Source organism: Erythrobacter sp. SCSIO 43205 (assembly GCF_019904235.1).
Lineage (GTDB): Bacteria > Pseudomonadota > Alphaproteobacteria > Sphingomonadales > Sphingomonadaceae > Erythrobacter.
This window is the reverse complement of the sequence record NZ_CP063202.1, coordinates 893,113-914,896: the sequence shown is the minus strand read 5'-3', so window position 1 is coordinate 914,896 and position 21,784 is coordinate 893,113. Positions and strand designations below refer to the sequence as shown.

Genomic DNA, 21,784 nt, shown 5'->3' with positions numbered 1-21,784 from the left:
AGCCAGCGTTCTTATGGAGGACCGACTGGGCTGCTCGCTTGCCAAATTCAAGCTACTTTATAGTGAACGGTGGCACGTAGCCCGTTCCTAGTATTCTCTATTTTGAGTGCCAGCCCCATGGTTTCAGCAAGATCACGGGCAATGGCAAGTCCTAGTCCTGTGCCACTCTTCTCTGGATCGAAACGCGCACCGATTTCGAAGGCTTTTCCCAAGTCCTGTTCCGGCATGCCGGGGCCATCATCAATTACACTCGCTGTGACAGATCCGTCGGCATCGCTGACAAACTCAAGCCTTACTTCAGCGTTGGCCCACTTTCCCGCGTTATCGAGCAAAATTGACAGCAGTTCAGCATAGTCGACCGCATCAAGTGGCAACTCCCTGACCTTGCAGCGAGCGGTATCCAGCAAGAACGTCTTGCCTAGATGGAGGCGCTTCATCGCGCGCAAGATCGGTTCTACAAAGTCCGGCAGGATCACCCAACGCGCAATGTATGGTTGCCCGATTGATGAGCGGGCGCGGGCAAGCTGATACTCGATCTGCTGTTCGATTGTCTGCGCCTGATCCAGCAGGACCATTGACGACCTAGTACCCGCAGCCGTTTCGCCCATCCGTTCAGCTTCGTCGGTGATGATGGCCAGCGGAGTGCGCAGCGAATGGGCAAGGTTGCCCGCCTGCACGCGGGCCTTGGCAACCATCTCTGCATTTTGGTGAATATAGGCATTGAATTCAGCCACCAGCGGCGTGATCTCTGCCGGATAATAGCCCTGCAAACGCTGCGCTTCGCCACGCCGCAGCCTTCCGATCGCCTGTGACAATCGGTCCAGCGGGTGCAGGCCGAAGCTGATGATGGCAAGGCCGGTGGCGAGCAGCAAAGCGCCCAACCCGGCCAACCACAATGTCAGGTCGCGGGTAAAGCTGCCGATCAGCCTGTCGAGCTCGCTTTGGTCTGTGGCGATGACGAAATGGATGTCCTCTCCCGCTGGTCCCTTGCGGGTAAAGCCATAGGTAATTGCCGGCCCGGTCGGGCCACTCTCCAGCGTGTGCAGGATTTCTGGTGAGTGGGCGATATGCTCGTCCAGCGTGCCGCGAGTCATCGATTTCGAGCGCAAGGGGGCGCGACCATCCGCTGTGATCTGCCAGTAAAACCCCGACAAAGGCTCTTCATAGCGCGGGTCTGACAAGGGGCGGCTCAGCAGCAATTCGCCGGTATCGCCGATTTCTGTCAAACGGCCAAGCTCGCGGACATGAACTTCCAGTTCTTCATGATAAGACGCTTCGACATGGCGGCTGAAAATGCCCGCAGCGGAGAACCAGATCGCCCCTACACAAAGCAGGACCCAGACGGTGATCGCCAGCAGGAAACGAAGTCTGAGGCTGCCGGGAACAGGAAGTTTGCTCATTTCTCGAACCGATAACCCATGCCGCGCAGGGTGACGATGCGCTCGCGCCCGATCTTCCGACGCAAACGCCCCACCAGCACCTCCACCGTATTGCGCTCACGCTCGGCATCCAGTTCATAGAGGTCATCAAGGATATCGCCCTGTGACATAACCTGCCCAGCACGGCGCATAAACAAGTGAAGCAAGCGAAACTCCTGCTTGCTGACCGAAAGCGGCACACCATCGTGCGCAACCGTGCGGGCCAAGGGATCGAGAGCCAGGTCACCCGCTTCCAGCAGTGTGCTGCGCGAGCCCTGCTGGCGGCGAAACAGCGCGTTGAGACGTGCCTGCAATTCTTCGAAGCGGACGGGCTTGACCACGAAATCATCGGCCCCGGCATTGAGGCCTTCGACCTTGTCCTGCCAGCTGCCGCGCGCAGTCAGGATCAGGATCGGCGTATCGACCCGTGCATTGCGCCAGTGCCGCAACAGGTCCAGCCCGTCGCCATCGGGCAGGCCAAGATCGAGGATGATTGCCGCCATTTTTTCGACATCCGGCCAATCCTCTGCTTCGCTGCGACTGGTTGCCAGTTCAACGGCAAAATCGGTCCCGCGCAAGCGATCACTCAGCCGGCGGCCAAGTTCGGGATCGTCTTCAACAAGTAGCAGGCGCATAGCCGGGGGCACTCCTCAACGGTAAAGGTCAGTATGGAGCGCGAAACTGACAACAAGCTGCCAAACTGACAAGTTATTGTCAGCTTCGCGGAGCATTGAAGCGGCATGACTCACCGCGCCATTGCCCCGCTTGCCCTGATCGCTGCGCTTGTAGCGCTCCCGGCTTGTTCCGACACCGCCGAGCCTGAGGCTGAGAGTCCTGCTGCCGCTGATCCGCTGGAGGGACTCGCCATCAAGGCGGTGAAAGCGGGCGAAGTTGCCAATGTGCCGCTCGGTACTGTGCCCGGCACCATAACTCTGCCGCCCGAAGCGCGGGTTGCGGTGACGGCCCCTTTCCCCGGCGCGGCAGTTCGGGTCTATGTCATCGAAGGCCAGGCAGTGCGGCGCGGCCAGCCGCTGGCGCTGGTGCGCTCGGCCGAGCCGGTGCAGATCCGCGGTGATCTCTCTCGCGCCCGAACCGAAGTCGGACTAGCTGAAGCCCGCGCCAGACGTCTTACCCAACTTGCTGATGAAGGTATCATCGCGCAGGCGCGTGCCGACGAAGCCAGCGCCGCACTGGAGCAAGCCCGCGCCAGCGTTGCTGAACAGCGACGGCTGGCTTCGCTCGGCGGCGTTGGGCCCGATGGCATGATGACGCTGAGCGCGCCCATCGGTGGCCGTGTCGCGCATGTCGGCACGGAAACCGGCGGCCCGGTCGACGGTATGGAAGCCCCCTTCGTGATCGAGGCTGAAGGCTCCTACCAGATCGAACTGCAACTGCCTGAACGGCTGGCCAAGCAAGTTCGTCCCGGCATGCCGGTCGAGATAATGCTGGCGAGCGAAGCAGGCGAGGCGATCCCGGTCGGCGGACAGATACTTGCTGTTTCGCCATCTATCGATCCGACTACGCGCTCTGTTCTCGCCCGCGCGAGCGTCAGCGCTGCCCCAGGGATCGTTGCCGGTCGTAATGTCAGCGTCACGATCAAGGGCAGCGCAGCGCAAGGCGGCATTGCCATTCCTGCCAATGCGGTGACCAAGATCGGCGGCGAGGACCATGTCTTCGTGCGCAAGGGCAAGAGCTATGAACCGCGCAAGGTCACGGTGGTCGCCACCACCAGCGATCAGGCGGTGATTTCCGCGGGGTTGAAAGCTGGCGAAGTGGTCGCCGCCAACAGCATCGCGGAACTCAAGGCCATGAACGCGGAGTAGGCTCGGATGCTGCGCAACCTCGTCGAGAAGGCGCTCAACCTGCGCCTCGCCGTTATTGCCCTCGCGCTGGTGCTCGCAGGTATTGGCGCTTGGTCCTTTGCCAAGCTCCCCATCGATGCCTTTCCTGACATCAGCACCACGCAGGTGAAGATCATCCTCAAGGCACCCGGCATGACCCCGGAGGAGGTAGAGAGCCGAGTCGTCACCCCGATCGAGATGGAGATGCTCGGGATCCCTGAGCAGACCGTGCTGCGCTCGGTCGCCAAATATGCCATCGCAGATATCACCATCGATTTCCAGGACCGCACCGACATCTACTGGGCGCGCCAGCAGGTGGCCGAGCGGCTCAATGCGGTCATGGGCGATATGCCCGCGACCGTTGAAGGCGGGCTCGCGCCGATTTCGACTCCGCTCTCCGAAATGTTCATGTTCACGCTCGAAGGCCCGCAATCGCTGGCGGAAAAGCGCACAGTCCTCGACTGGACCATTCGCCCGGCTTTGCGCACTGTGCCGGGCGTGGCCGATGTCAATGCGCTGGGCGGCTATGTCGAGACTTTTGAAGTCACGCCCAATGCCTTGGCGCTGGCAGCGGCGGGCCTGTCCACCGCTGACCTCGCCGATGCCATCGAGATGAGCAATCGCAACGATGGTGCCGGGCGTCTGACCAGTGGCGAGGAATCGCTGATTGTCCGATCCACCGGGGCGATCAAAACGCTTGAAGACCTCGCCGCAGTGGTTGTCAAATCCGGCAATGGGGCAGTGGTGCGCGTGGGCGATGTCGCCGATGTGCGCAGCGGAAGCCTCACCCGCTATGGCGCAGTGAGCAAGAACGGCACCGGCGAAGCCGTGCAAGGCCTCGTTATTGGGCTGCGCGGCGCGGATGCCAGCCAGGTGGTCGCCGGTGTGAAGCAGCGGCTGGAAGATATCCAACCGAGTCTGCCGGAAGGCATGAGCGTCGATGTGTTCTACGACCGTTCGGACCTCATCACCCGTGCGGTCGGCACAGTGGAATCCGCGCTGCTGGAAGCGACTGTGCTGGTGGTGATCCTGCTACTGCTGTTCCTCGGTGACATTCGCGCTTCGATCATTGTCGCGCTGGCCCTGCCGATGGCGGCGCTGCTCACATTCATCTTCATGCGCTCGATCGGCCTCAGCGCAAATCTCATGAGCCTTGGCGGGCTCGCCATCGCCGTGGGCATATTGGTCGATGGCGCGGTGGTGGTGGTGGAGAATGTCGTCGAGCGCCTGTCCGACCCCGGACATGCCAAGAGTAGCAAGCTGCACAATGTTTTCATCGCTGCCGCCGAAGTTGCCAAGCCCGTTGCCTCGGGCCTCGCCATTATCGCGCTGGTGTTCCTGCCGCTGCTCACGCTCGAAGGGCTGGAAGGCAAGCTGTTTTCGCCCGTGGCATTGACCATCGTCCTCGCGCTCGCATCGGCGCTGGTGCTGTCGCTGACATTGATCCCGGTGCTGGCGTTCTACCTGCTCAAGGTCAAACACGGCCACCACGAGCCGTGGCTGATGCGCAAGATCGCCCCGCGCTATTCTTCGCTGCTTGCGGGAGCTTTCGCGCACAAGAAGCGCGTGTTCACCGTAGCGGGGATCGGCCTGGCGCTCACCGTCGGTGCTTACAGCATCACTGGCAAGACGTTCCTGCCGGTCATGGATGAAGGCTCGATCATCGTTCAGTTGACCAAGCTGCCGTCGATCTCGCTCGACCACAGCGTCGAAGGCGACATGAAGGTGCAGCGCGCTATCCTTGAGCAAGTGCCTGAAGTCGAGGCCGTCATCGCCCGCGTCGGTTCTGACGAGCTCGGACTCGACCCGATGAGCCCCAATGAGACCGACAGTTTCCTCAAGCTCAAGCCGCGTGAAGAATGGCGGGTGCAGGACAAGGAATGGCTGCTGGACGAGCTCCGCAAGGTGATGGAGCAGTTCCCCGGCATCGAGCCGACCTTCACGCAACCGATCGACATGCGCACCTCCGAAATGCTCACCGGCGCACGCGGTGATCTGGCGATCAAACTGTTCGGCCCCGACCTCGACGAACTCTCGCGGCTGGCAGGGGAAATCCAGGACCGGCTGGAGACCATCGAGGGCACGAGCGAAGCGATGACTGTTGCCAATGATCAGGTTGATTACCTGCTGATCGATATTGACCGCGTCGCGGCCGGACGGGTGGGCATGCCGGTGTCCGACTTGCAGGACATGATGCGGGCACAGGTTGAAGGCGTGCACAGCGGCATTGTCGCCGAAGGGGTGCGACGGGTGCCCATCGTGCTTCGCGGCGAAGGTTCGCAGGAGCTAACGGCGCAGGGGTTTGCAGACCTGGTCTATCGCGCGCCCTCGGGCCAGCTGGTCCGCGCTAGCGATGTTGCGCAGGTCAGCCAGGTCGAAGGGCCGGTCAAGCTCGAGCATGAGAACGGCTCGCGCTATGCCATGGTTCAGGCCTTCGTCTCAGGCCGCGACCTTGTCGGCTACGTCGAAGACGCCAAGGCCGATATCGCGGCCAATGTCGCTTTGCCGCAAGGGTATCGGCTCGAATGGGGTGGCCAATTTGAAAACCAGCAGCGCGCCTCGGCAAGGTTGATGGTCGTCCTGCCGGTTTCGATCCTGCTAATTTTTGCGATTCTGTATTTCACCCTCGGCTCGGTACGCGCCTCCTTATTGATCCTCACCAATATTCCATTCGCGGTGGTTGGCGGGATGGTCGCGCTGGCGATTTCGGGCGAGTATCTCTCGGTCCCCGCCTCTGTTGGCTTCATTGCGTTACTTGGCATCGCCGTCCTGAACGGCCTCGTCATGGTGACCTATTTCCGCCAATTGCGCGAGGAAGGCATGCCGCTGCCCGAAGCAGTCAGACGGGGAGCCGAACGCAGGCTGCGCCCTGTTTTGATGACCGCGAGCATCGCTGCCTTTGGCCTTGTCCCTCTGTTGTTTGCGACAGGTCCCGGCTCTGAGATACAGAAGCCGCTGGCCATCGTTGTTATTGGCGGACTTGTCTCTGCAACGCTGCTCACGCTCATCCTTCTACCGATCCTTTACGAACGGTTCGGCGAAAGCACGACCGAGCGCGAGGCCGGCGACATGCTGCACCCGGTGGAGAACTGATATGCGGCTTTTCACAATCCTGCTGCCCCTGTTGGGTCTTGCAAGCCCCCTCGCCGCTGAACAGGGTCTGCCTGAAGAAGCGTTGGTTTTGAAGGCTCTTGACGACCATCCCAGCGTCGTAGCCGCGTATGCCCGGCTCGAAGCGGCGCGGGCGCAGGCGGAGGGGCTGAAAAAGGGGCCATATGAATTCAGTGTGCAAGGCACTTACCAACGCCGCAGCGTCGGTGGCGGTGAAGAGTTTGACGAATATGATGCGCAACTGAGCCGCGCGTTTCGCTTGCCGGGTAAAGCGCGGCTCGACCGGCAGATCGGCAGACATGGCATCGACGTTGCGGAAAATCTGGCGGAAGACGCCCGGCACGAAGTCACGCTTTTGCTGGCCTCGCACTGGTTTGACTGGCTGTCCGCCGGAGCACAGGAAAAGGCCGATCGCGCTGCGGTCAAAAATTATGAAAAGGCGCTGGCCGCTGTTGAACGCCGCCGCGACTTGCGCGATGCCTCGCAGCTGGAAGTCGACCAAGCGCAGGCCGCCCTTTCCGAAGCGCGGCGTATGCTCGAACAGTCACAGGGCCTTGCCAAGCTCGCTCGCTCACGGCTCGAAGTGCAGTTTGCCGGGCTTCTACTGCCAAACAAAGTTCCGGAAGTTCCGCTGCCGGATATCGCGGATGCGCGCTTGTCCCAGCTCGGAGACCTTGTCGTGGTCAATAGCCATTTGATCGATGCTGCCGAAGCGCAAAGCGCACGCATGGCAGCCTCAGCTGACAGGGCCGCTGCTGACCGGATTGCCGATCCGACCGTCGGCCTCAGGCTTTTCTCCGAATTTGGCGGTCTCGAGCGCGGAGCCGGTGTGGTGGTTTCTATCCCGCTTGGCGGTGGCCATCGCAAAGCCTTGGCCAATGAGGCAAGCGCGAGTGCATCAGCGGCACGCGCCGAGGAACAGCTTGCGCGCTTCAATGTTCAGGAAACGGCAAGCGCGGATGTGGCCGAGGCACGGTATCGCATCGCTGCATGGAAACGCTCGCGCGAGACGGTGGAAGCGCAGATGACCGCTCTCGCCAAGCTTCGCCGGGGCCACCAACTAGGGGCAATCGATCTGGCAGACCTTCTGCTGGGCGAACGCATGGTCCACGATGCCTTTCGCATTGAGGCCGAAGCCCGCGCCGAAGCCATGCGCGCCATCACGAAGCTGCGCATCGACAGCCATGAACTGTGGCTGGCGGACTAAAAGAGTCAGTACGAACTACCCGATCAGATGTCAGCTTTCGGGATACTGGCTGTGACCCTCCGATGACCGAGATTAGAGCGCAAAGCAGATGGACTGCAAATGGGCCGAGAGCGGAACGTCGGCTCGTAGTCAGTAGGTACTCGAAAGCTGCCATTCAGCTCACGCCCCAATTGCGGACATAAACGCTGCTGTCCGATTTGCGCGCCAATGTCAGACGTCTTGGCCACTACAGAAGCTCGCGAAAAGCTGGGGGGCACGTCAATATGAGCCGGAATGAACGGAAAACGCTCTAAGAGAGGGCGTGATAGCGCTAAAGTCGGTAGTCAGCTATATCTCAAAGACCAAGGTCTCTAAATATAGTGACCACGATACGCCCACCTTCTCTTCGTGGTGGTAAATCGAAACCTTCCTCGGCAAGGTTGTTCCGTAAGTATTCTTGGTATTGAGCGCGAACGCTCGCAAATAAGGACTTACGTACGCTCAGTTCGACTCCGTCGGCGAACTCTCGAACGTAAAACGTATCCATGTCCGACTTTGCGCCGATGAAGGGGGCCGTGACTGACATCGCGCTCTCGCCGCAGAGCTCCGAAAAAAGCCCCTTTAGCCTTTGAAATTCGGATTCTAGGGCATCGACGTCTTCGCTCTCAAACGCGCTCAATTGAACGTTCGGGGGGAGTATTCCGTTCAAGTTGATAACGTCCCACTCTGACTGTCGAACCCCATCGCGAAGGGCGATGGACCGCCCCAAATAGGGGTTGTCGCGGACGCGCGTGCCAGCAAGGGGGCGGAAATTCTCGTTTGCCGTCTTAGCAGCTAGGGTGATCCGATTGAAGAGCGCCCGGTCGGATCTGCGGGGCGGTCTCTGCTGCCTGGTGATGCAATGTCTTTGATCAGTTCGAATCCCGATTGGTTGTGACGATGGAGCCAAATCTGCGTACCTCGAAGTCACAAGGTTGCCAGTCCCCAAAAAGGCGAACGGATACTCAGTCCCAAAATATCGTCGCCGATAGTCTGCCTCGTCACCTTCCTCGAGCGTTCGATCATGTGGAATATAGAGACTTCGCGTTGCCTGAGCGCCTCCACCAACAGTGATCTGATCGATAACGGCATGATACGCTGTAGCAATCCGACTAGGTCCATCAGGCTCTATAAAACCAACGCGTGGGGTTCCGCTGATAGTTCTTCGTCCTCGTTGAGCGATATTCACGGTACCAAGCGCTAGAGTGCCTACTGAAATCGGGCGATTAGATTGGTTCTCAATCTCGACAAGGATTTCGAAGCCACCATCGACGGATTTTGTCCTAGATCGCGTCCATATCTGTCCTAAGGAGCCATCGGATGCTTCTGTGATCCGAAGACATATCTGACTTAAGACTTCGATTTCATTTGGTACTTGTTCGGACAGATTGCCGCTCAAAGAGAGCGCTTGACCAGACCTTGCCTGGGACCATCCCAGCCCGAAAACGGATCTGCGTCTATTTTGAGGTGGATAATGCCTGAGTTCGTCATTCTGTGGCTGGTTGACCGCAATGAAAGCTTCAATAGCCAGTTTTGCAGCTTCCAGTTCTGATCGGTTCATGTCAACAGACTTAAGCGCTCGGTAAGAAGCGAACCCCCCCATAAAGTCAGCCTCGCACTCAAGCATGCGAGCTTCTTGCAGCTGCGAAATTTGATTAGGCGTGTAGCCTTGGCTTTGCACCCAATGCCAAGCCTCATGAGATAGAACAAAAGCGATAATGGCATCGCGTCCCACCAACTCATTGATCTCGTCGAGTTTCAATTGGCCAAGAGATACAGTCCCATCCTTGAATTCGATTCTGTCGCCGGATGTGATGCGCAATTCTGGCATGCTGACCCATTCATCCAAAAAGGTCGAACGGATCTCTGTTACCTTGTCGTAGTCCAACAGTGAATCAGTGCTACTATTTTGAGCCCAGAGGTGGCCGGGGACTAGAAGGGCCAATGCAACGACGACCGTTAAAGCGCTAAAGAAACTGGGAGGTCTCCTCCAATGTATGAAGGTTGCAATCATTTCTTTTGCCCGTCTTGTATCATGCCTTCGCCAGCTCTTTTCGCTGCGCAAATGACAACGAGAGCCAATGAAAACCACGCTGCAGAATAAAGACCAAACAAGGATAAAAATCTGACGAACAGCTCCTGTTCCACCCAAACCAATGCCGCATCGCCTCCAAATGGAGCGAGTTGATCAATGCATGGCCTGCTAACCAAGTCACGCGTCTCGAATATGGCTGCGGCATTCGGTCGCAGTTCTGAGCCGATGATATAGTTTGCTGAATCTAGATAGGTGCAGGTCCATTCATCTTTGATCACTCCGTAGATCACAAATAAGGCTGCTGAGATGGCTAGGATTAATCCCAAGAGCCAGTTCGAAGAACGCTGCGCCCAACGCCAAGTAAAGATGAATAGCACTGTCGCCATAATCTGGAAGTAGGCTCGATATTGCGTACCAGCATCACTCTTGATCGAAAGCTCGACATCGAAAGCAATTGCGGGGGTCAGTATACCGATTAGCCACGCGATCAGACCAGCCGCGATTGACCATCCGGAGCGAACTGAGCGAAGCTCGTTCTCCATATTCGTCATTCCACAATGACCATATCAATTCGTTCGGAGCTACCAGTACGTCCAATAAGCACCTCACGGCTGCTAACCGTTTTACCGCCCTTCCGGAGGCGTATCAGGTAAAGGCCGGGGACCACGGCGCCTGACGCGGGGCTGGTGGTATTTGGTAAGGGATTGAATGATCTTTCGCCAGACACACAACACGCAAGGTCCAGCCAGACATAATAGCCATTAGCAGCGGCCTCGCCCTCGAGAGCGTTTACCTCGACTTCAACGAGCTTGCTGCCATCATCAAAGATGCCCGGCGAATTCTGAATTGTAGTGAGTTCGTTTATTGACCTTGCGATTGCTGCCGCCTCATTCACATCTTTGTTCGACTGCAAGTTCACAGTCGCAAAACGTAGGTTTTCTATTACGGGAATAAAACCAGCCTGCGTCTTTGGGTCAGCTGAGCGAATAGCGTCAACCAATGCACTAGAAGCAGTCCATAACTGCTCGGCGACTAACTTATGCTCGTCACTTTGCGGCTTCAGCGCCTCTCGAGAGTTAAGTGCTTCGATGAGAAAGCTGGTCACCTCTTCTTCAATGATTGCCTCTGCCTCAGCAGGGTCGCCGATGAGGCGTGTCGGAGCCCCGCTTTCTGCCTGGATCACAGAACCGGCAGCTCCGAACTCTTCTTCGACACTGCCCTGGGTAAAGATGAGGTTATGGCCTGGTTGGCCTGCGATAAAGACTGCAACTAAAAACTCGCTCAAAAACATGTCGCCTCAAATCCCCCATTGCAGTGGCCAAGTTAGCGTCATTCACTCCATGTTATAATCATTTTCGTCAAGGTTGTTCAGCTGACCTGCCCCCCGGAAAGTGGTGTGTATTTAGAGTTTGGATTTCGGCTATTTACGGCCCAAGACTGGGTCTTTCAGGTACGAGTCTTGAATGTCCGCTTCCACACCCAGAAGCGGCCTGAAAGCGACATCAGGCGCGGTCCTGAGAACGGACTGACAACCCTATGCGGGGGCACCGGAATCAGCTGGACAGCTTGCGACCCAATTTGCAGCAAAATTCGAAAACGACGGCCATGGAAATTGTTGAGGAATTTGTATGCTCAAATCCCCAATATGGCATTTGCGTTTCTTCCTACCGAGTGATTTAGTGTCAGTGGAGATCAAAAATACGCGGCTTGTGGCCACCCGATGCGCCCATTTTTGTCTCCTAGTTCTTTCCAATTGAGAAGATAACGAGGGGCCTTCATGTGGGCCTTTTGTTAAGTTCGCATACCTTTCACACGTTGCTAAGCGTGCTGCGATCACGATGGATTAACGAGACCACTTCAGCTTTTTTGCGATTTTATTGATGGTAGCCAACGCCAAGCATTGCCCTCTGATTCCATTGACCTGCCCGATTGTCGGGAGCAGCACTTATGGGTCCAATTAGGTGTGCCATCACCGCTTCTCACAAAAGCTCTCTTAGCCCTGCTTCAAAGACTGCGATGCGGCTTCTGATTGCGCGGTCGACGCTTTCGTGAACGCTTATATCGAAATCATCTGGCATGCGCTCGAGCGCGCGAGCTGGAGCGGTTTCAATGTTCTCGAATATCCTTTCGAAACATTGATGAATAATCGTTGGCCCCATTCCAGCTTTCTGGGCTGTTTGAACAAAGTGCCGGCCAGCGACCTCTGAGACCACATAATGCGGCTTCTTGCCCGCTGACATTGCGAGCTTGAATTTGTTCTTTGGGATTTGCCTTTGCTCAAAAGCGGGCTGCGCTGTGAGCACATCATAGATTGGGGTTAGGCCGTACCGATCGAAAGGGCGAAGGAAGATCGAGAAGTTCTTTCCGTGGCCGTCAGTCGCACCGATCAGCCAAAACAGGATGAGAGCGGAAAGGAACGATTGTTGGTCTGCTAGCGGGCTATCTGCGCGTTGGAGCAGTTTGAGGATTTGGTCGGCGCTTGGCCCGCCATTACTTTGATATTTGAGACTGGGTGGTATTCCGAGTGCTTGGCACGTGTCTTCCTGTGGCAGTCGAAGGATGTCGGTTAGGCCTCGTTGAAGCCGGTCGAAGCGCTCAACCACGAGTACTCGGCGTTTGCCAAAGGTCTCAATCCAGGTCTTGGCAACTTTGATCCCGAATTCTTCGAGTAACGTTAGGCAGTAGTGTTCATTGTCGACGCTTGAGCTCATGTCGATAATGCCTGAGGGTGTCGGCATTTGTCCAAGTTGTGGTTTGAGTAGGTGAGTGGTTGGGATAATGCCTCTGGGCTTCAGCCATTTACCATCTTGGAGAAGAAGAGCCGTCTTTTCTTGCGCACCTGCTACGGAAATCCTGAACCCTTCTTCTCTGTCCATGCCGAGGGGTTTTTGAGCGAGGCTTGCAAGAGTTTGCTCGATGTCCTCTTCAGACTGCTCCTCGCCCTCCAGCCTTGCCGTCAATTCATGATCTTCATCAGGATGAAGAAACTGCATAGCGCCAACACAATCACGACCAATTTCTGCCAAGAGGCTGTAGGGATCCGCGCCAGCTGCTCCGGTCCGCTCGGCGATCCGCCTTCTGATATCGAGATTGTCGGGTAGCAAGTTGTCGAAGACTGCGGCAACCTCCTGCCCCTTATAGGGTGTCTCGCGTTTGGGTAGCGAGAGTGAGACGGCAAACGCAGGCTCCCAATCCAGCCATGACTGATCGTATTGGAATGCCGTCGCCCCATTACTGGCTTTCGACAGTTGGCCCACAAGCCTCCCGTTGATCAAGACGTCCAGTGGGTCATGGCTCTTACGCCGACCCATCAAAAGACATCCTCAATACTTGGAGCTTGGTCAGGGTTGCGCTGTTCCACGACCAGCTCGAGTTCCAAAGCGGCGAAGATCGCATAGATTGTTGCGAGTTTGGTCCCCTCTTGCCCTGCTTCGATCTTCGAGATGAACTCTTGCCTTAGGCCAGTGAGCGACGCCAAATGTGATTGCGTCCACGAACGTTGGCGACGCTCGCGCCTAATGAGTGTTCCCAGCTGTTTGGGCGATCTGACAATTTGATGCATAGTAGAGCTCCTCAAGGGATATGTCAGAAATCACATAAAATGGCAATATGCTATTTTCCGCATAAAGCAAACTTATGCTGAAAAGCACATAAAACTTCTTTATGTTAGAAATCGCATAAACTGACTCAAAAAATCGCAATTTCACTAACCAAGGAGCATTGAAATCATTGAAGAATTTATATGTTCGAGTCCCTAAAAAGTACTCGAACCAACACCTTATTTCGAATCTGGGGGCCTTTTGGGGGCTTTTCATGAAAACCCGATTTTTTAAGCTACTGATTAATAATCGGAAAAATCGATTAATCGAGTCCTCTTCTGGGCACCATTTCTCTGTTTCCAATCTCCACTGGTCTTTTTCATCTCTGCCGTCAGAGTCGCGATGGGGCGGTTTCGCATCTTGGGGATGTGTGATTTCAATCCACCTCAAGATGCTTAGCGGAATACTCAAAGCAATTGATGCGATTTTGCCGTGGCTTGCACGATTTGATCGGGCTTGTCGCGACGGTCACAGTACTGGCTTGCTGTTTGGGTTTCACGCTCTGTCCAGCAATACCGAAACCGTTTTCCAACGTTCAGACTTTCAAAATTTTGGAACGATCTCCTCTGCCGATTTCTAAGTTGAGTATCGACAACACAGGAGATGTATCATGCTAGGCTGGGCAATCACCTTCGCTATTTTGGCACTCATGGCAGGCGTTCTGGGCTTTAGTGGCCTCGCAGGTGCGGCAGCCAACATCGCATACATCTGCCTCGCGGTGTTTCTTATCCTCGCAGTCGTCAGCTTCCTGCGACGCCCCGCTTAATCATGCTGCCACCTGCGCACAATCAAGGGCATCAAGCGGTCGCATTTAACCGCGACATCTCCCCATCATCGAAAGGAAAATAATATGGCAATCGCCACATTGAAAGACGTATATATCGACCAACTCCAAGACCTGTACAGCGCCTGTTCGCAAAGCAAAAGCATGACAGAAAAGCTCGCAGGGGCAGCGACTAATGCGGATTTGAAAGACGCGCTCAAGGCAGGCGCGAATGGCATTGTGTCGGGCATGGGCGTGGCGACAGACCTCGTGCGCTCGCACGATGCCGACCCGACGGACGAATTCTGCAAAGGGATGGAAGGGCTCGTCAAAGAAGCTCAGGCCCATGCGCTTGACGCCCAGTTTGAAGAGAATGACGCGCGCGATGCCATGATCATCACTCAATATCAGCGCATGACGCACTATGCGATTGCGGGCTGGGGCTGTCTGGTTGCTTTTGCAAGCCGTCTTGGCCTCGATGAAGAGGCAAAGCGTCTGCAGGAATGTCTTGATGAAACCTATGAAGGCGATCTTCGCATGACGCAAATTGCCAAAGGCGCAGTCAACCAAGCAGCCGCCGCGTAATCGTGGCACCCTCTTTGTCGCATCGCACAGTCAAGTCCGGGCGATGCGGCGAAAATCCCTCACAACTTCAATTATTCGAGGCTCTTATGACCAATGCTCCCATTACCAGCAGCAAGCCTGACCCATGGACTCTGCCGCGCCCACACACGGATGCCTCATTGCGCTTTCGGAAATATGGGCGGATTAGACCCATGGAAGAGCCAAGTCTGCTCGAACGTCTATTTGCGCTTTAGCATCCGCGCTTATGATGGGGCGTTCGTTGCTCCTCGAAGAAAAGCCCTGTGCCGCCTCGCTGGTGCCGGGCTTTTTCTCTTCTTCACCCATGTGTCTGAACGTAACCTCAATGGACACAAACTGGCCAGATCAAGGCGATCACCCGAAAGATTGAGCGGCAGCCCACCAAGATTAACATTTGTGTGGTTCGGAACAAACGCTGCTCTCAAACGCTTAAGCTTGCAGTTCTCTCAACATTCAAACAGCGAGCTTTTAATGACGCCCAGCCCCAAACCAAACTCAGAAGCCGTTTCATCGCAAATCGGCTCTGTCGCCGCTCCTACTGCTGGCGCATTGGGTGTCGAAGGCACCGAAGCTAGTGCCAATCAGCGGCATCCATGGCCAGAGAAAGCCCCCAAAACAAAGCGGCGTAAGTCAGTATCCAGCCGCTCGTTCAAACGCCAATTTGTCGCCTCTCAGGAACCTTTGAGAAAGTTTGCCTTACGCCTGTGCGGCCGCGAAGACATGGCGGACGACCTTGTGCAAGAAACACTGCTCAAAGCATGGAACGCACGGGCTCAGTTCAAACCGGGCAGCAACTTTCTAAGCTGGGCCTTCACCATCATGCGCAACACCTGGATCAACCATTTGCGCAGACGCAAAAAGTTCGCATCTGACTATGATGAACGCGCAGCGGAGAACATTCTCTCCGCGCCGCCGTCGCAAACAACCACCTTCAATCTTGCTGACTTGCAACGAGCAATGTCCGAGTTGCCCAATGATCAGTTGGAGGCCGTTTTGCTGGTTGGCCCCGGTGACCTTACCTATGATGACGCAGCACAAATCCTTGGCTGCGCGCCCGGCACTGTGAAAAGCCGTGTTTCCAGGGCCCGATCGGCGCTTGGCGATATTGTCGAGGGTGGCCGCGTCAAAATGCCGATCGACCAAACCGAAGACGCGACGGAAATCGCCGAAACTTTCGTGGCTGCTGTCAAAGAGGTCGAACAGGGCGGAAACATTGAGGACGTTCTCAATCTCGAACAGGGCTCACCCTCTTCTCATAATCGCGCCGCGTAAGAGCATAAGCGCGAGACATTCTGTTAGCTCAGACTTGCACTCAACAATTGACCCTTGGGTCAATCAACAGATTGAGCAGTCGGTTTCGGCTGCCTTTCTCATGGCGGTGTTGCCCACTTGTGTCGCGCGGCACAAGGCAATGGACTTATTCCGCGTCATGTGACACGTTTTACAGGCAATGGTAGCTCAAGAGCCGGCTCGGGGGGGGCTGTATTATGGGTGCAAATTTGTCGACTGAAAACGCGCTCGCGTGTCCTCATGCGCGCGTTAGCCACCAGAACCCTTCCCAATTCGATCTGTCTCTAGCTCGGCTGTTCCAGCCGCACGCCGCCTGCCATGCGGCTGGCGCTTCAAGACACACGCGAATAGGAAAGGGCACACTTGATGTCAGATCTTCAAGGCATTCTCTCTAAGGCAGAAAAAATCGTTGATCTCACTCAGCTTCGCGACGCGCTGGAGCAGTTTGAGGCGATGAAGGCGCGTTGGGCTGACATCAGGGATGAGCTTGAGCAGCTTCAGCAGCCCATGACTTACGAAGAGTGGGCGCGCAAAGTCTTTGAAGGGGTGGAATCATCTCAAGTCGCGGACGTGCTTGGCAACGTCGGCCTTGAGGATGTTCATTCAAAGCTCTCCGGCTGGCTTGGCCAGGTCGAACAGGAGGAACGCGATACGCTCTACCTGCTTCTTCGCCCGATCAACGGCGAATTTCCAGACGGCAACGACACACTCCAACTGCCGCTGTTCGCTCTTGACGAGAGTGTCAGCAACGGCCCGGATTCCCCATGGTCCTTGTCGCTCAAAGCGAATTCAAGCCTTGAAGTCGAAGCGGTCAGTAATTGGCCCTATGAGAGCGAAGAGATCGATCAAGACCTTCTCACCCTTCGCCTGTCCCTTGACGGCAGCGCCGATGCCAAAGCGAAACTTCCAGCGCAATTTGCCAGCATTTCGGCAGGCGCCAGCACTGAGCAAAGCTTCAAACTGGCTTGTTATTACGATTACTCGTCCTTCCATTTGCCTTTTGTGGCAGCTACCGCGGGCGCGCTCGACGACCTGATCAATCCGTTCGAATTCAATTCAGTGTGGAGTCACCTAAGTTCGGCAAACAGCAGAGCCTTCGGTGCAACGTTTGATTATGAAGGCAGCGTCCAGATTGGGATTGAACTTGCGATTGCGACCGTTTTCGAGGACGCAGCGCTGGATGCAGCTCCAACTTTAAAGTTAGAGGCCAGCGTAAAGCGTCCGGTGAGCGCGTCCCTGTCGCTGAGGCGTGGGCGACCGATTGCTGATGGACATTCGGTTTTGTTTACGCTCAGCCGCAAGAAATCGACCGTTCGTCGCTTTGCTGCCACGGGCGGACTGACGATTGATCTCAGCAAGTCGGCAAGCAAACTCCACGCGGTCCTGACCCAGCGCCTCGATAAATGGGAAAAGGGTTTTGAGGAGATCAAACCCTATCTCTCACCCGGCACATTCTTGCGAGATCAGCTGAGCGACGAGGTCAAAAACGTGATCGGCGAGCTGGTTGGGGATCAATCTCTTGCCAAGGCGCTGGAGAGCGATGCGAGCATTGCGCTGGGCTTGAAGGCGGGCGAAAAAAGCGAAGTCTCCAAATGGCTTGGCACCCTTCTCACCGACAAAATTGACAGCTTTGCTGGCGACTATCTTTCAGGCCGTGAAGAGGCGGTGTCTAACATCCTCGATCAGGTTTTGAATGAACTGCCGGTCGTCAGCATTTTAGGAGAGGACGCAAACGCCAAGCTTGAAGATGCAGTCAAAGGTCTGCTCGACAAGGTGCTCAACAAACTGCGCGGCAAAGTCAGAAGTATTTATAACGATGCCAAGGATGACGCGCAGGCTCTGGTTGAGCTTGGTGATGAACTTGGCCGCATTGGGGCGAGCACCAATGATGCGGTGGCAAGCCTCGACAATCTCACCAAGGGTGTGAGCGAAGTCATCGAAAGCCACTTCAAACGCTTTCGTGCGCTTGTCGCAAAGCTCGAGGATGCGACGAAGACCACCCTCACCGCTGAGATCGATATTGAGGATGTGCTCGAAAGCGGTGTCAATTTCGAGTTCGCAGGCGAATTTACCAAACGCACAGCCGAGGCAGCGGCGCTTTACCACTCGCTTATGGCGGGCGGTTATCAGGAGGTGGAGCGCCAGATATTTGCTGGCGCACGTGTTGATGGCTTTTCGCTTGATGGTGCCAGAACGAAGCTTGGCCGCTTTACCCGGCGCGAGCGTGAGTGGGGCTTCAAGGTCAGCTTTGCTGGCGTATCAATCGGCGGGCGCGAGACACTCAAAGCTTCTGTCGAAACTGTCACATTTGCTGATGGGAGGCTGGAACTTGACGCACAAGGGCTTGCATCTCGCACGCTCACAAAAAGGGGCGACAAACGCAGTTTCAACTTCTTAAGCGATGTCTCACTGTTGCACGCAAGAAAGACCGCTCAGCGCGATGCACAAAGGCTGTTTGAGGAAATGCTCAGCTTTCAAATGATCTATGACGAAGATCATTTGGAGCGCGATGAGGTGACCGCTTTCTTGCACGATCTTTCACGAACGCCATTCCTTCCAACCGATGATGCGTCGATCCCCACGCTGCTTGATCCGCAAGCGCAGGTTCTTGCCCTGGCCCGCGTCGACGACTGGATCGCCAATCCGGGCGGTCGAGCGAAACTTTCAGGCGAAATGGAGCTTCGCTTGATGTTTGGCACCGATGCAATTGTGAAACAGCTTTCCCAAAAGCAGCACGAGGATGTTGACCTGTTCGACATGATGATGCGCCAGTTTGAGCGCAACGGCGCCTTCACCGCCAGTGAGTGGGCGGAATTTCTTGATGATGCGGGCCGCGATTTCAATCGTGAGGAAAAGGATCAACTGGCAAGCCCTGCACAAACGCGCGACTATAAAATCCTCTTTGAGAAGAAGATCACGCGTCGCCACGGTGTAAAACGACCCGGCCCGCGCAGAAACAGCCGTCCCGCAGTTCGCGCCTTTGCTCACGAGAGGGTTCGTCAAATGGTCCGGCGCGCAAAGGCCCTGCCTGAATTTCTGGATGCCTCGCGCAAGATCTTCAACGCACCTGTTGGTGCCAACGGCGAATTCGACCGCAACGCTGTTCGCCGCCACGTCATGGCAAAGGATGAGGCGATAATGAAGATTATCCGTCTTGGCGGCGGAAGGGCTGACAGCCTCGCCGACATCGACAATATCACTCGCTTCACAGACGGGATAGCGGGGCGAACGCTCACTTTCTTGCAGATGCTCAATTTCATCTTTGAGGCCGATGCACCCAGACTTGTGGTAGTCTTCAAATCCACTCAAGGCGACAAGGTGATTGACCAGTTCGTGGTTGCGTGAACGGGTGAAAATTATGGTCTAACGCTCAACCTGCGACAACTTCGTCTCTTCACCCATTCGCGACATCTGCGCCTGAAACAACTCAGCTGCCGCTATTGCATCAGTCAACGCGTCGTGTGCGGTGTAATCTGGCAATCCATACCGCCCGCGCGCATTGGCGAGCCTGTAGGCCTCTCGCGCAGGAGAGTTCGGGTTTAATCGCTGTTCCAAATGCAGGGTGCAGATCGAGCGGATGGGCAAATCCACGTCGAACACCGCACGCGCAGCTCTTTTGATGGCGCTCACTTCGATGCGTGCTGCGTGAGCGACCAGCACCCGTCCTGCAAGCACCTCAATCAGATCGGCAAGAACCACAGAAATCTTCTCGCCTCTGGCTGCGCGCTGTTCGCCGATTCCGTGGATCACAACCGCGCCATCATCGAGCACGGCGTCGCTGCGGATATCGATGCTGCGCGCTTCGCAAAGGGTGACCGCGCGTCCCGCAAATGGCACCCATCCCGCTTGCAACAAATGTGCATCCTTTGAGAGTCCATCAAGCTCAAAATCAAGCGCCAGCAAGGGCGCATCGTAAACTGGTGTATCGCGCGTCGGCCAGCTTTTGCGCGCGTAGTCCCGGATCACCGAATGTTCGCTGTGCGAGAGCGCGCTTAACGCCCGATCGAACCGCCACGAGGCAAACACGCTAGGCAATCCCGCCTGCAAAATTGCGCCTGAGCGCATCAAGCGCCTGTCGCACGACCGCAAAAGCGTCTTTCAAGTAATCCCTCTCAAGAGAGGAGAGGTCGCTTGCCGCGATCAGATTGTCGGGCGCCCTACCCGCCTGCACCTGGCGGGCCTGATGCTGAATTCGCATTTCGTTGACAAGGATCAACGCATCTTCAAGACTTTGCGCATCGCCATGGTGCATTTTGCCAGCCTTGGCGAGCGCGTGCAGCCGCTCAATTGTGCCAACCTCGCCCACCCCTGCTGCAAGCGCATGAGTGCGCGCAATATCAACGATGGGGATAATCGCCTGCCGCTTGGCGTCGAAAACTTTCTCACCGTCTTGCGTGGTTTCAAGTACGAGATTTCGGAAAAAACCCAAGGGCACCTGAGTTCGCAAAGCGTCACGCGCAAGATAGCTTACAAACAGCGGGCTATCCTTGAACTGTGCCAGAGTGTAATCGTGAAGCGTCCTTGTGAGATCTGCATCGCCATAAACATGGCGCATATCGAAAAAGATCGTGGCCCTCAAAATGCGGTCTTCATTGGGACGGGCGATCCAGTCTTCATAGCGCTGACGCCATTGGGACAAAGTGCGGCGTTGCTCTGCATTTTTCACCATGATTCCGCCTTTGCAGTAAACGAAACCGCACTCGTTGAGGGTATCACTCGCAAGAGCGCCAAGTGCCTCGAAATAGGCAAAATCCGCCTCACTCGCCTCATCGGAAATAATGAAGCCATTGTCCTGATCAGAGCCCACAAGCTGTTCTTCGCGCGCGAGCGAACCAAAAACAACGAAAGCGTAAGGGCAAGGAGCCGGGCCCAATTCCTCTTCTGCGAGCTCAATTGCGCGCCTGTGTGTCGCTTCGCCCAGCGCCGAGGTAAAGCGCATCGCCTGCGCTGCATGGAGCCCTGAGGCAACCATGGCGGCAAAGCTTTCGACGATATGCGATGCGGCTTCGACCAGTTCGGCGCGGCTGCGCGACTTGGCGATCATCATGCCTGTATCAATCGCATTATTGCCAATTGCCGAAAGGATGTCGGTCGCACTCAAAATGGCGGTCAATGCGCCCGCTTGATCAACCAGAGGGATGTGTCTGAAACCTCCCCCCGCCATCATCGCCATCGCTTCGGCAGCGCTTGCATGAACCGACAGCGTCTTTGGCCCCTCAGTCATTACCGAGGCAATTGGCTGGTCAAGCGACTGCCCTTTTGCAACGACACGATTGCGAAGGTCTTTGTCAGTGAAAATTCCGCGCAAGGCTGAACCATCACAAATCGCAAGCGTGCTGACATCATGGCTGTGCATGAGTTGCACAGCCTCGGCGATAGTCACAGTGGTTTCGCAAGTGACGGGAGTTGCCCCTCCTACGAGCGCACCGACTTCTTTGGCGTCGAGTTGGAACCCGGACGTGTCCCGCCGCTGCTTCAAGGCGTAGCGAAGGCGCTGCGTTTCATCCTCAGCAAAAAACTGCTTGAAGGCTTGGTTCACTTCTCTGAGCGCATGAAACCGGCTGGCCGGGATGGCATAGAGCAGCGTGTCTTCGAGCGCGCTTGTCGTGTTATGCACCTCTCCCCCGCGCAAAAGAGAGGGGTAAGCAAAGGCGGAGCCCGGGCCGAGCCGCGCGGTCAATTCCTCGCCTGCCAGCCGCAATTCCACCGCGCCCGAACGCACCATAAAAAGGTATTGGTTATGTTTGCCTGCCTGCAAGATAGTCTCGCCAGCGCGAACGTATCGGATCGTAATTTCACGCGAAGTCTGCGCGCGTTCGTCATCAGTAAGCATCTGAAAGGCCGTTGTGCCTTTGAGAAACTTCGCAATTTCGGTGATTTCGATACTCATGGTGTCGCC

At 56.2% G+C, this 21,784-nt stretch carries 16 protein-coding genes; 7 read left to right on the top strand and 9 right to left on the bottom strand.

Translation table 11 applies throughout. The annotated features are described in order from the left end of the window. Positions 1 to 47: 47 nt before the first annotated feature. Both INR77_RS04270 and INR77_RS04265 read right to left on the bottom strand, forming a co-directional pair. Complete coding sequence (locus INR77_RS04270; RefSeq protein ID WP_223072690.1) at positions 48 to 1,400, bottom strand: HAMP domain-containing sensor histidine kinase; 1,353 nt, start codon at positions 1,398 to 1,400, stop codon at positions 48 to 50. Beyond that, positions 1,397 to 2,053, bottom strand: coding sequence for a response regulator transcription factor (locus INR77_RS04265; RefSeq protein ID WP_223072689.1), 657 nt, complete (start codon positions 2,051 to 2,053; stop codon positions 1,397 to 1,399). Before INR77_RS04265 ends, INR77_RS04270 begins: the two co-directional genes overlap by 4 nt. 105 nt (positions 2,054 to 2,158) lie before the next feature. Here INR77_RS04265 and INR77_RS04260 point away from each other — a divergent pair, with 105 nt between their 5' ends. From INR77_RS04260 to INR77_RS04250, 3 genes are read left to right on the top strand one after another with little or no spacing between them, the layout of a single operon-like run. Further along, positions 2,159 to 3,241, top strand: coding sequence for an efflux RND transporter periplasmic adaptor subunit (locus tag INR77_RS04260; protein ID WP_223072688.1), 1,083 nt, complete (start codon positions 2,159 to 2,161; stop codon positions 3,239 to 3,241). A 6-nt stretch (positions 3,242 to 3,247) separates the two neighbouring features. Beyond that, the gene (locus tag INR77_RS04255) at positions 3,248 to 6,352 is read left to right on the top strand and encodes an efflux RND transporter permease subunit (RefSeq protein ID WP_223072687.1); all 3,105 of its coding nucleotides are present in this window, start codon (positions 3,248 to 3,250) and stop codon (positions 6,350 to 6,352) included. 1 nt (position 6,353) lies between these two features. Continuing rightward, complete coding sequence (locus INR77_RS04250; protein WP_223072686.1) at positions 6,354 to 7,577, top strand: TolC family protein; 1,224 nt, start codon at positions 6,354 to 6,356, stop codon at positions 7,575 to 7,577. Between the two features lie 334 nt (positions 7,578 to 7,911). Here INR77_RS04250 and INR77_RS04245 read toward each other — a convergent pair whose 3' ends face one another. The 5 genes from INR77_RS04245 to INR77_RS16005 form a co-directional block, all read right to left on the bottom strand. After that, positions 7,912 to 9,483: a hypothetical protein gene (locus INR77_RS04245; protein ID WP_223072685.1), complete on the bottom strand. Its 1,572-nt coding sequence runs from the start codon at positions 9,481 to 9,483 to the stop codon at positions 7,912 to 7,914. Between the two features lie 122 nt (positions 9,484 to 9,605). Then, positions 9,606 to 10,172, bottom strand: coding sequence for a hypothetical protein (locus INR77_RS04240; RefSeq protein ID WP_223072684.1), 567 nt, complete (start codon positions 10,170 to 10,172; stop codon positions 9,606 to 9,608). A gap of 5 nt (positions 10,173 to 10,177) precedes the next feature. Beyond that, entirely contained in the window at positions 10,178 to 10,915 is a 738-nt protein-coding gene (locus tag INR77_RS04235) for a hypothetical protein (protein ID WP_223072683.1), read from the bottom strand. 694 nt (positions 10,916 to 11,609) lie between these two features. Beyond that, positions 11,610 to 12,941, bottom strand: coding sequence for a type II toxin-antitoxin system HipA family toxin (locus INR77_RS04230; RefSeq protein WP_223072682.1), 1,332 nt, complete (start codon positions 12,939 to 12,941; stop codon positions 11,610 to 11,612). After that, positions 12,941 to 13,192, bottom strand: a complete 252-nt coding sequence (locus INR77_RS16005) for a helix-turn-helix domain-containing protein (protein ID WP_223072681.1) — start codon at positions 13,190 to 13,192, stop codon at positions 12,941 to 12,943. The genes INR77_RS04230 and INR77_RS16005 overlap by 1 nt, the downstream gene beginning before the upstream one ends. Positions 13,193 to 13,839: 647 nt before the next feature. Between INR77_RS16005 and INR77_RS04220 the strand changes: the two genes are divergently transcribed. The 4 genes from INR77_RS04220 (at position 13,840) to INR77_RS04205 (ending at position 19,230) form a co-directional block, all read left to right on the top strand. Next, positions 13,840 to 13,995, top strand: a complete 156-nt coding sequence (locus INR77_RS04220; RefSeq protein WP_223072680.1) for a DUF1328 domain-containing protein — start codon at positions 13,840 to 13,842, stop codon at positions 13,993 to 13,995. An 84-nt stretch (positions 13,996 to 14,079) separates the two neighbouring features. Beyond that, positions 14,080 to 14,577, top strand: a complete 498-nt coding sequence (locus INR77_RS04215) for a DUF892 family protein (protein ID WP_223072679.1) — start codon at positions 14,080 to 14,082, stop codon at positions 14,575 to 14,577. 489 nt (positions 14,578 to 15,066) lie between these two features. After that, positions 15,067 to 15,867 carry a sigma-70 family RNA polymerase sigma factor gene (locus INR77_RS04210; protein ID WP_223072678.1) on the top strand — a complete coding sequence of 267 codons (801 nt, stop codon included), beginning with the start codon at positions 15,067 to 15,069 and terminating at the stop codon, positions 15,865 to 15,867. A gap of 384 nt (positions 15,868 to 16,251) precedes the next feature. After that, the gene (locus INR77_RS04205) at positions 16,252 to 19,230 is read left to right on the top strand and encodes a hypothetical protein (RefSeq protein ID WP_223072676.1); all 2,979 of its coding nucleotides are present in this window, start codon (positions 16,252 to 16,254) and stop codon (positions 19,228 to 19,230) included. Positions 19,231 to 19,248: 18 nt separating this feature from the next. On the opposite strand, the gene INR77_RS04200 is transcribed toward INR77_RS04205, so the two are convergent. Both INR77_RS04200 and INR77_RS04195 read right to left on the bottom strand, forming a co-directional pair. Continuing rightward, complete coding sequence (locus INR77_RS04200) at positions 19,249 to 19,851, bottom strand: exonuclease domain-containing protein (protein WP_223072674.1); 603 nt, start codon at positions 19,849 to 19,851, stop codon at positions 19,249 to 19,251. Between the two features lie 61 nt (positions 19,852 to 19,912). Next, entirely contained in the window at positions 19,913 to 21,775 is a 1,863-nt protein-coding gene (locus INR77_RS04195; protein WP_223072673.1) for a putative nucleotidyltransferase substrate binding domain-containing protein, read from the bottom strand. Between the last annotated feature and the right edge of the window lie 9 nt (positions 21,776 to 21,784).

Coding starts and splice junctions, on each gene's coding strand:
- INR77_RS04195 (WP_223072673.1), bottom strand. CDS start 21,775: ATGAGTATCGAAATCACCGAAATTGCGAAGTTTCTCAAAGGCACAACG.
- INR77_RS16005 (WP_223072681.1), bottom strand. CDS start 13,192: ATGCATCAAATTGTCAGATCGCCCAAACAGCTGGGAACACTCATTAGG.
- INR77_RS04240 (WP_223072684.1), bottom strand. CDS start 10,172: ATGGAGAACGAGCTTCGCTCAGTTCGCTCCGGATGGTCAATCGCGGCT.
- INR77_RS04265 (WP_223072689.1), bottom strand. CDS start 2,053: ATGCGCCTGCTACTTGTTGAAGACGATCCCGAACTTGGCCGCCGGCTG.
- INR77_RS04250 (WP_223072686.1), top strand. CDS start 6,354: ATGCGGCTTTTCACAATCCTGCTGCCCCTGTTGGGTCTTGCAAGCCCC.
- INR77_RS04220 (WP_223072680.1), top strand. CDS start 13,840: ATGCTAGGCTGGGCAATCACCTTCGCTATTTTGGCACTCATGGCAGGC.
- INR77_RS04210 (WP_223072678.1), top strand. CDS start 15,067: ATGACGCCCAGCCCCAAACCAAACTCAGAAGCCGTTTCATCGCAAATC.
- INR77_RS04230 (WP_223072682.1), bottom strand. CDS start 12,941: ATGGGTCGGCGTAAGAGCCATGACCCACTGGACGTCTTGATCAACGGG.
- INR77_RS04270 (WP_223072690.1), bottom strand. CDS start 1,400: ATGAGCAAACTTCCTGTTCCCGGCAGCCTCAGACTTCGTTTCCTGCTG.
- INR77_RS04260 (WP_223072688.1), top strand. CDS start 2,159: ATGACTCACCGCGCCATTGCCCCGCTTGCCCTGATCGCTGCGCTTGTA.
- INR77_RS04215 (WP_223072679.1), top strand. CDS start 14,080: ATGGCAATCGCCACATTGAAAGACGTATATATCGACCAACTCCAAGAC.
- INR77_RS04205 (WP_223072676.1), top strand. CDS start 16,252: ATGTCAGATCTTCAAGGCATTCTCTCTAAGGCAGAAAAAATCGTTGAT.
- INR77_RS04255 (WP_223072687.1), top strand. CDS start 3,248: ATGCTGCGCAACCTCGTCGAGAAGGCGCTCAACCTGCGCCTCGCCGTT.